Below are 8,276 nucleotides of genomic sequence, written 5' to 3'. Positions count from 1 at the left end.
GGCAAGCGCACCGTCGATGCGCTTTGGGAGCACATCGGCCAGTTGCTCGAGCAGTTCTCGCCCCAGGAGTGCGCGAACTACTTCGCATCGGCTGGGTATGTCAGCACATAAATCAAAAATGCTCTAGGCAAGCAGGCGGCCCAAATTCTGCCGGCCACCATAATTGAAGAACTTAAATCCTTCGTTAAAAATCCAGCATGTTGCGCGCTGGTTATAAGCAATTGTCCAATTGATCGCTCTCTGCCGCCAACCCCATACAGCGGACTACTGCCGCCAGCACAAAGTCCCATAAGCTGCATGACCAATCTGGCGTTGTACCAATTGCTAGGAATATCACCAGTTGTATATGAGGGTGAAAACGATGGAAGGCTCTTTAGGCATGTCGTGCCAGCCAGGAATTCCGCCCATGCCAAGAGTTCACATGGCTCCAGAACTAGATTTGGATATCACGTTGACAATCCGGATTTGCCACTAAAAACAGAGCCAATAGTCAATATTTCTGCATGTCCAGAATATCTATCGTTATTTGGGATGCGGTGTGATCCGTCTGTAGGAGCCACTTTGGTTCCTACACAAGCCGTTCTGTCTCGACTTGATGCGAAGACTCTTGAGGTCTTGGCTAGTCCACGCTTTGTAATTACCCGTCCTGCTTCATTTGGCATACCCCGGGAAACCCATAGTTTGCCATTGATCGTAAAGGATACCAATGGGCAGTGGCTATGCCGCTTTGATACTGAAAACACAAGCGCCATGGATGCAGAAGGAGCCGAAGCTATTGCATCACTGAGAACCATCCTGGAGACTCGTGAGTTCGATATCAAAATACTTTTGTTGCCTGGTGATTTTCTGATTTTCAAGAATCAATCCGTTCTACATGCTCGCGATGCTTTTGTCCCTCTGAATGATGGTGTTGATCGCTGGCTTATGCGTGTTTTCGGGATGCAAAACATGGCACGAACAAAGCCTGCCTCAACCGGGCGACTTTACGAAGTGTTGGCCTAAAATTTACCAATAGGATTGAATTAAAATGGAGCTACTCGGTCAATTTTGGCAAGAACACTGGATTTTTGCCATCCTGGTCTTATGCGGCATTGCCTTTTTTGCCGGTTTTGTGGATAGCATTGCTGGCGGGGGCGGGCTGTTTTTAGTCCCAGGTTTTTTGCTGGTGGGGTTGCCCCCCCAGGTGGCACTAGGACAGGAAAAAATAGTCAGCACGCTTGGAACCTTGGCAGCCATCAGGAATTTTTTCCGCGAGAGCAAAATTGCATGGAAGATTGCCATATTGGGAATTCCTTTTTCATTGGCAGGCGCATATGTGGGGGCGCACCTCATTATCTTGATCGATGCGGCCATTGTGGAAAAACTTCTCTTGATTCTCATACCCGTTGGAATTTTACTTTTCCTCATCCCGAAAAATGGTGAAACAGTTGCACCCCCGAAAGAGGGGCTTATTTTCTATGCTCTGGTTTCGTTGGTTTGTTTCTGTGTGGGGTTTTATGACGGCTTCTTTGGTCCAGGCACAGGAAGCATGTTCATTCTTGCATTCCACTACCTTCTAAAACTCAATTTGGTGTCGGCATCAGCCAATTCAAAGATTTTCAATTTTGCATCCAATATCGGCGCACTTGTTGCCTTCATCATCGGCGGAAAGGTTGTTTACACGATAGCCCTGCCCCTGGTCATTAGCAACGTTTTTGGCAATCATGTTGGAAGCAAGTTGGCCGTAAGGAATGGTGGTAGCCTTGTCAAGAAGGTATTGACTTTCTCCATGCTCAGCCTATTTGTCAGCGTGGGCATGAAATATGCCATTTAGTTTTTCTGCATAAAATCCATCGCTCCAAAAAGCTGGGGTGATCTGACTGTTGAAGAATTTGCATGGGTGTCTTTTGGGTGGTCCCGCGCAGTGCCGCAATTTCAGGCGTGGGGCGTGACGGCTTTCCCTCCATCCCCCGCCTTTGCTGCGTTTGGGGTGTTTTTAGCCTGTAGCGCTCGTCCTGCATGTGATTGCCGCTATCAAATCAAGAGTATTTCCTGGTCCTTCGTGGCTGAAGCCGCCCGAATGGGGAATCCTGCCCACTGGGCAGACACCCCCTGGCATAAAATCACGCCCCCAAGGCCCAGGGCGCATGCCGCCCACCCCAGGTTGACCCCATGAATGTTCCGATTGCATTGGCTGCCTTGCAGGCGCAGGCCGCCGAGCCTGCCCGCCTGCGCGAGATTCCCTACAACTACACCTCGTTCTCCGACCGCGAGATCGTGATCCGCCTGCTGGGGGCGGCGTCCTGGAGCGTGCTGGACCAGCTGCGCAAGGAGCGCCGCACGGGCCGCTCCGCCCGCATGCTGTACGAGGTGCTGGGCGACATCTGGGTGGTGCAGCGCAACCCCTACCTGCAGGACGACCTGCTGGACAACCCGGCCCGCCGCAAGCTGTTGGTCGAGGCGCTGCAGCACCGCCTCTCCGAGATCGACAAGCGCCGCACCCCCGATGAGGACGCCGAGCGTGACCGCCTGGTGGGCGAACTGGTCGTGGCCGCGCGCCGCGCCGTGGCCGATTTCAACGCCGCCTTCGAGCAGTCCGCGCAACTGCGCCGCCAGATCCGGAAGACGCTGGGCCGCCTGACGGCGCGGGACAACATCAAGTTCGACGGCCTCTCGCGCGTGTCGCACGTGACGGACGCGACCGACTGGCGCGTGGAATACCCCTTCGTCGTCCTCACGCCCGACAGCGAGGCCGAGATGGCCGGGCTGGTCAAGGGCTGCATCGAGCTGGGCCTGACCATCATCCCGCGCGGCGGCGGCACGGGCTACACCGGCGGCGCGATTCCGCTGACTTGGAAGAGCGCGGTCATCAACACCGAAAAGCTCGAAGCCATGACCGAGGTGGAGATGCGCCGCTTGCCGGGCCTGGACCGCGAGGTGGGCACCATCTGGACGGAAGCGGGCGTGGTGACGCAGCGCGTGGCCGACGCGGCCGAGCGCGCGGGCTTCGTCTTCGCCGTGGACCCGACCAGTGCCGAGGCCAGCTGCATCGGCGGCAACATTGCCATGAATGCGGGCGGCAAGAAGGCCGTGCTGTGGGGCACGGCGCTGGACAACCTCGCCAGCTGGCGCATGGTGACGCCCGAGGCGCAGTGGCTCGAAGTCACGCGCCTGGACCACAACATGGGCAAGATCCACGACGTGGAAACCGCCACCTTCGAGCTGCAATATTTCGAGGCCGACGGCAAGACGCCCATCCGCACCGAGCGCCTGCAAATCCCGGGCCGCACCTTCCGCAAGGAAGGGCTGGGCAAGGACGTGACGGACAAGTTCCTCTCCGGCCTGCCCGGCATCCAGAAAGAGGGCTGCGACGGCCTCATCACCAGCGCGCGCTGGGTGGTACACCGCATGCCCGCGCACACGCGCACGGTGTGCCTGGAGTTCTTCGGCAACGCCAAGGACGCCGTGCCCAGCATCGTCGAGATCAAGGACTTCATGTTCGCGGAGCAAAAGCGCAGCGGCGTTTTGCTGGCGGGCCTGGAGCATCTGGACGACCGCTACCTGAAGGCCGTGGGCTACGCCACCAAGAGCAAGAAGGGCAACGGCGGCCTGCCCAAGATGGTGCTGATCGGCGACATCGCGGGCGACGACGCCGACGAGGTGGCCCGCGTGACCAGCGAGGTCGTGCGCCTGGCCAACACGCGCAGCGGCGAGGGCTTCATCGCTATTCAAGCCGAGGCGCGCAAGAAGTTCTGGCTGGACCGCAAGCGCACTGCTGCCATCAGCCGCCACACCAACGCCTTCAAGATCAATGAGGACGTGGTGATCCCGCTGCCGCGCATGGCCGAGTACACCGACGGCATCGAGCGCATCAACATCGAACTGAGCCTGCGCAACAAGCTCAAGCTGTGCGACGCGCTGGAAGACTTCTTTCTGCGCGGCAACCTGCCCCTTGGCAAGCAGGACGACGCCAACGAGATCCCTGCCGCCGAGCTGCTGGAAGACCGCGTGGCCCAGGCCCTGGCGCTGGTGGCCGAGGTGCGCGCGCTGTGGCAAGGCTGGCTCGACAACGTGGCCACGCTGTTCCCGCAGTTGCAGGATCACAGCCTGCGCGCAAGCTGGAAGACGCAATTGCGCGCCCCGCTGCAAACCATCTTCGCGGGCGCGGCCTTCCAGCCCATCCTTCATGAGACCGCCGCCATCCACCAGCGCGTGCTCAAGGGCCGCGTGTGGGTGGCTTTGCACATGCACGCGGGCGACGGCAACGTACACACCAACATCCCCGTCAACAGCGACGACTACGAGATGCTGCAGACCGCGCACGAGGCCGTGGCGCGCATCATGGTGCTGGCGCGCAGCCTGGACGGTGTGATCTCGGGCGAGCACGGCATCGGCATCACCAAGCTGGAGTTCCTGACCGACGAGGAACTGGCGCCGTTTGCCAACTACAAGCGCCGCGTCGATCCCGAAGGGCGCTTCAACAAAGGCAAGTTGCTACGAAATAAGGAGCTGCTGGTGCTTGATGGACAAGCGCTGGAGGCCAAAAAGACTGAAAATGTCGGCTTGCACGCCGACCTGACCAATGCCTACACCCCCAGCTTCGGTTTGATGGGCCACGAGTCGCTCATCATGCAGCAGAGCGACATCGGCGCCATCGCCGACAGCGTGAAGGACTGCCTGCGCTGCGGCAAGTGCAAGCCCGTGTGCGCCACCCACGTGCCACGCGCCAGCCTGCTCTACAGCCCGCGCAACAAGATCCTCGCCACCTCGCTGCTGGTCGAAGCCTTTTTGTACGAGGAGCAGACGCGCCGGGGCGTCTCCATCAAGCACTGGCAAGAGTTCGAGGACGTGGCCGACCACTGCACCGTCTGCCACAAGTGCTACACGCCGTGCCCGGTCAAGATCGACTTTGGCGACGTGACCATGAACATGCGCAACCTGCTGCGCAAGATGGGCAAGAAGACCTTCCGCCCCGGCAACGCGCTGGCGATGACCATGCTCAACGCCACCAACCCCGACACCATCAAGCTCATGCGCGCGGGCATGGTGGGCGTGGGCTTCAAGGCCCAGCGCATGGCGGTGGACCTGCTGCGCAAGGTGTCGCGCAAGCAGACGGCCAAGCCGCCGTCCACCGTGGGCACGGCGCCGGTCAAGGAGCAGGTGATCCACTTCGTCAACAAGAAGCTGCCCGGCGGCCTGCCCAAGAAGACCGCGCGCGCGCTGCTGGACATCGAGGACAAGGACTACGTGCCCATCATCCGCAACCCGCTCGCCACCACGGCGGAGACGGAGGCGGTGTTCTACTTTCCGGGCTGCGGGTCGGAGCGGCTGTTCTCGCAAGTGGGCCTGGCCACCCAGGCCATGCTGTGGCATGCGGGCGTGCAGACCGTGCTGCCGCCCGGTTACCTGTGCTGCGGCTACCCCCAGCGCGGCAGCGGCCAGTTCGACAAGGCCGAGAAGATGATCACCGACAACCGCGTGCTGTTCCACCGCGTGGCCAACACGCTCAACTACCTGGACATCAAGACCGTGGTGGTGAGCTGCGGCACCTGCTACGACCAGTTGCAGGGCTACCAGTTCGACAAGATCTTCCCCGGCTGCCGCATCATCGACATCCACGAATACCTCTTGGAAAAAGGCATCACGCTGCAAGGCAAGGGCGCATACCTGTACCACGAGCCCTGCCACAACCCCATGAAGCAGGGCGACGCCATGAAGACCGTGAAGTCCCTCGTCGGCCCGCAGGTGGTCAAAAGCGAGCGCTGCTGCGGCGAATCAGGCACGCTGGGCGTGACGCGGCCCGATATCTCCACGCAGGTGCGCTTTCGCAAGGAAGCAGAAATCCGCAAGGGCGAGGCGCAGCTGCGCGCCAGCGGTGCCGTGGGCGAGCAGGACAACATCAAGATCCTGACCAGCTGCCCGAGCTGCCTGCAGGGCATCTCGCGCTACCAGGACGACCTGCAGAACGGCTTGCTGGAGGCCGACTACATCGTGGTCGAGATGGCGCGCGAGATCCTGGGCGAGAACTGGATGCCCGAGTACGTACACAACGCCAACGCGGGCGGCATCGAGCGGGTGCTGGTATGACCTGCGCCCTGTGCGATGCCGACGGCGGCGCGCTGGTCTGGCGCGGCGCGAAGCTGCGCGTGATCCGCGCCGACGAGGCGGGCTTTCCGGCCTTCTACCGCGTGGTGTGGAACGCACACGCGCCCGAGTTCTCGGACCTTTCCCCCGCCGACCGCCAGCACTGCATGGAGGCCGTCACCCGCGTCGAGCAGGCCCTGCGCGACACCTTGCAGCCCGCCAAGATCAACCTGGCCGCCCTGGGCAACATGGTGCCGCACCTGCACTGGCACGTGATCGCGCGCTTCGGCTGGGACAGCCATTTCCCCGCGCCCGTCTGGGCCGAGGCGCGCCGCCCCGCGCCTGCGGGCGAACTGGCGGCGGTGCAGGCCCGCCTGCCCGCAGCGGAGGCCGCGATGCGCGCCCGTCTGGAGGATTCGCCATGGCCGGCTTGACCGCGGGCGCGCCCACGCCCCAGGCGCTCACGGTGCATCAGGCATCGCGCGTGCTCGAAGTGGCGTTTTCCGACGGTGCCACGTTCCGCATCCCGTTCGAGCTGCTGCGCGTGTACTCGCCCTCGGCCGAGGTGCAGGGCCACGGCCCCGGCCAGGAAGTGCTGCAGACCGGCAAGCGCGGCGTGACCATCGCGCAGCTGGAGCCGGTAGGCCACTACGGCGTCAAGCCCACGTTCTCCGACGGGCACGACAGCGGCATCTTCACCTGGGACTACCTCTATGCGCTGGGCAGCCGCCAGGACGCGCTGTGGGCGCAGTACGAGGAGCGGCTGGCAGCGGCAGGTGTGGAACGTGATGCGCCCATGCCACCCCGGGGCCGCGCGGGCGGGCACGGCTGCGGCAGCTGATTGCTCTTTTATTGATAGCTACTTGTGCTTGTCTGGCAAGCGCTAGAGGCCAATTTCATTCAAAAAAACTGTTGTCGCCATTGCGGCACAAGCCCCAGGCAGGCGCGGGGTTGTCGCTGTACCTCTGGCGCCCGCGCGCCTAGCATGACTTTTATGAGCACCACGCATTTCGGATTCCAGTCGGTCGATGAGCAGGACAAGGCGCGCCGCGTGCGCGGCGTGTTCGACTCCGTCGCCTCCAAGTACGACGTGATGAACGACCTCATGTCCGGCGGCCTGCACCGCGCCTGGAAGGCGTACACCGTCATGGTCGCCAACCTGCGCGAAGGCAGCCAGGTGCTGGACATCGCGGGCGGCACGGGCGATTTGTCGCTGGCCTTCGCCAGGAAGGTGGGCACGACGGGCCGCGTGGTCCACACCGACATCAACGAGGCCATGCTGCGCACGGGCCGCGACCGGCTGATCGACAAGGGGCTGGTGCTGCCCACGCTGGTGTGCGACGCCGAGGCGCTGCCCTTTCCTGACGCGCATTTCGACGTGGTCAGCGTGGCATTCGGCCTGCGCAACATGACGCACAAGGACCGCGCCATCGCCGAGATGTGCCGCGTGCTCAAGCCCGGCGGCAAGCTGCTGGTGCTCGAATTTTCCAAGGTCGCCAAGCCGCTGGAAAAAGCCTACGACTGGTATTCCTTCAAGGTGCTGCCCCGCCTGGGCAAGCTGGTGGCGGGCGACGACGCGAGCTACCGGTATCTCGCCGAGTCCATCCGCATGCACCCGGGGCAGGAAGAACTCAAAGCCCTCATGCAAGGAAATGGCTTTGGGCATGTGGACTATCACAACATGACTGGCGGCATCGTGGCGCTTCATGTTGGAATCAAGTGCTGACTGATCTCGATAAATAACGGAGAACTCACCCATGATGAAACTGTGGTCCGTGGTGCTCGTGGCGATGCTCGCGCTTGCGCATGCCGATGCGGATGCCAAGCGCATCGGCGGCGGCAAGTCCATCGGCAGGCAGTCCAGCAACGTGACGCAGCGCGAGTCGGCCACGCCCGCGCCCGCTGTGCCCGCGCAGAACGCCGCCACCAACAACGCGGCAGCGGCCAAGCCTGCCGCCGCGCCCAATGCGACGCCCCCTGCCGCAGCGCCCAAGAAGCCCTGGGGCGCCATGCTGGGCGGCTTGGCTGCGGGCCTGGGCCTGGCCTGGCTGGCGCATTCGCTGGGCCTGGGTGCCGGGTTCGGCAACGTGCTGCTGGTGTTGCTGCTGGCCATGGCGGCATTCGCCGTCATCCGCATGGTGATGCGCTCGCGCGGCGGCAGTGGCAGCGCGCCGTTTGCGCTGCAGGGCGCGGGCGCGGCCACGCCGTCGGCG

Annotated in this window: 6 protein-coding genes and 1 pseudogene; all 7 read left to right on the top strand. The window is 62.2% G+C overall.

The window, feature by feature from the left end; genetic code table 11:
* The first annotated feature begins 297 nt into the window (after positions 1 to 297).
* Positions 298 to 1,002, top strand: a complete 705-nt coding sequence (locus QM569_RS04425; RefSeq protein ID WP_414986015.1) for a TauD/TfdA family dioxygenase — start codon at positions 298 to 300, stop codon at positions 1,000 to 1,002.
* 25 nt (positions 1,003 to 1,027) lie between these two features.
* Positions 1,028 to 1,813: a TSUP family transporter gene (locus tag QM569_RS04420; protein ID WP_414986014.1), complete on the top strand. Its 786-nt coding sequence runs from the start codon at positions 1,028 to 1,030 to the stop codon at positions 1,811 to 1,813.
* 338 nt (positions 1,814 to 2,151) lie between these two features.
* Positions 2,152 to 6,066: a DUF3683 domain-containing protein gene (locus QM569_RS04415; protein WP_414986013.1), complete on the top strand. Its 3,915-nt coding sequence runs from the start codon at positions 2,152 to 2,154 to the stop codon at positions 6,064 to 6,066.
* Positions 6,063 to 6,497: an HIT family protein gene (locus QM569_RS04410; RefSeq protein WP_414986012.1), complete on the top strand. Its 435-nt coding sequence runs from the start codon at positions 6,063 to 6,065 to the stop codon at positions 6,495 to 6,497. The genes QM569_RS04415 and QM569_RS04410 overlap by 4 nt, the downstream gene beginning before the upstream one ends.
* Positions 6,485 to 6,904 carry a gamma-butyrobetaine hydroxylase-like domain-containing protein gene (locus tag QM569_RS04405; RefSeq protein WP_414986011.1) on the top strand — a complete coding sequence of 140 codons (420 nt, stop codon included), beginning with the start codon at positions 6,485 to 6,487 and terminating at the stop codon, positions 6,902 to 6,904. The genes QM569_RS04410 and QM569_RS04405 overlap by 13 nt, the downstream gene beginning before the upstream one ends.
* Positions 6,905 to 7,057: 153 nt before the next feature.
* Positions 7,058 to 7,789 (top strand): bifunctional demethylmenaquinone methyltransferase/2-methoxy-6-polyprenyl-1,4-benzoquinol methylase UbiE, encoded by a 732-nt coding sequence (ubiE, locus tag QM569_RS04400; protein ID WP_414986010.1) that lies wholly within the window; start codon positions 7,058 to 7,060, stop codon positions 7,787 to 7,789.
* 31 nt (positions 7,790 to 7,820) lie between these two features.
* Positions 7,821 to 8,276: pseudogene (locus tag QM569_RS04395) on the top strand (Tim44 domain-containing protein); the annotation flags it as partial.

Source organism: Acidovorax sp., from assembly GCF_047607405.1.
Taxonomy (GTDB): Bacteria; Pseudomonadota; Gammaproteobacteria; order Burkholderiales; family Burkholderiaceae_C; genus Acidovorax.
Note: the sequence above shows the minus strand (reverse complement) of the source record. Positions and strands in the feature narration are given on the sequence as shown.

What these genes read in the sequence shown, in the direction of transcription:
- QM569_RS04420 (WP_414986014.1), top strand. Translation starts at nt 1,028, where the DNA reads ATGGAGCTACTCGGTCAATTTTGGCAAGAACACTGGATTTTTGCCATC.
- QM569_RS04425 (WP_414986015.1), top strand. Translation starts at nt 298, where the DNA reads ATGACCAATCTGGCGTTGTACCAATTGCTAGGAATATCACCAGTTGTA.
- QM569_RS04410 (WP_414986012.1), top strand. Translation starts at nt 6,063, where the DNA reads ATGACCTGCGCCCTGTGCGATGCCGACGGCGGCGCGCTGGTCTGGCGC.
- QM569_RS04405 (WP_414986011.1), top strand. Translation starts at nt 6,485, where the DNA reads ATGGCCGGCTTGACCGCGGGCGCGCCCACGCCCCAGGCGCTCACGGTG.
- ubiE (WP_414986010.1), top strand. Translation starts at nt 7,058, where the DNA reads ATGAGCACCACGCATTTCGGATTCCAGTCGGTCGATGAGCAGGACAAG.
- QM569_RS04415 (WP_414986013.1), top strand. Translation starts at nt 2,152, where the DNA reads ATGAATGTTCCGATTGCATTGGCTGCCTTGCAGGCGCAGGCCGCCGAG.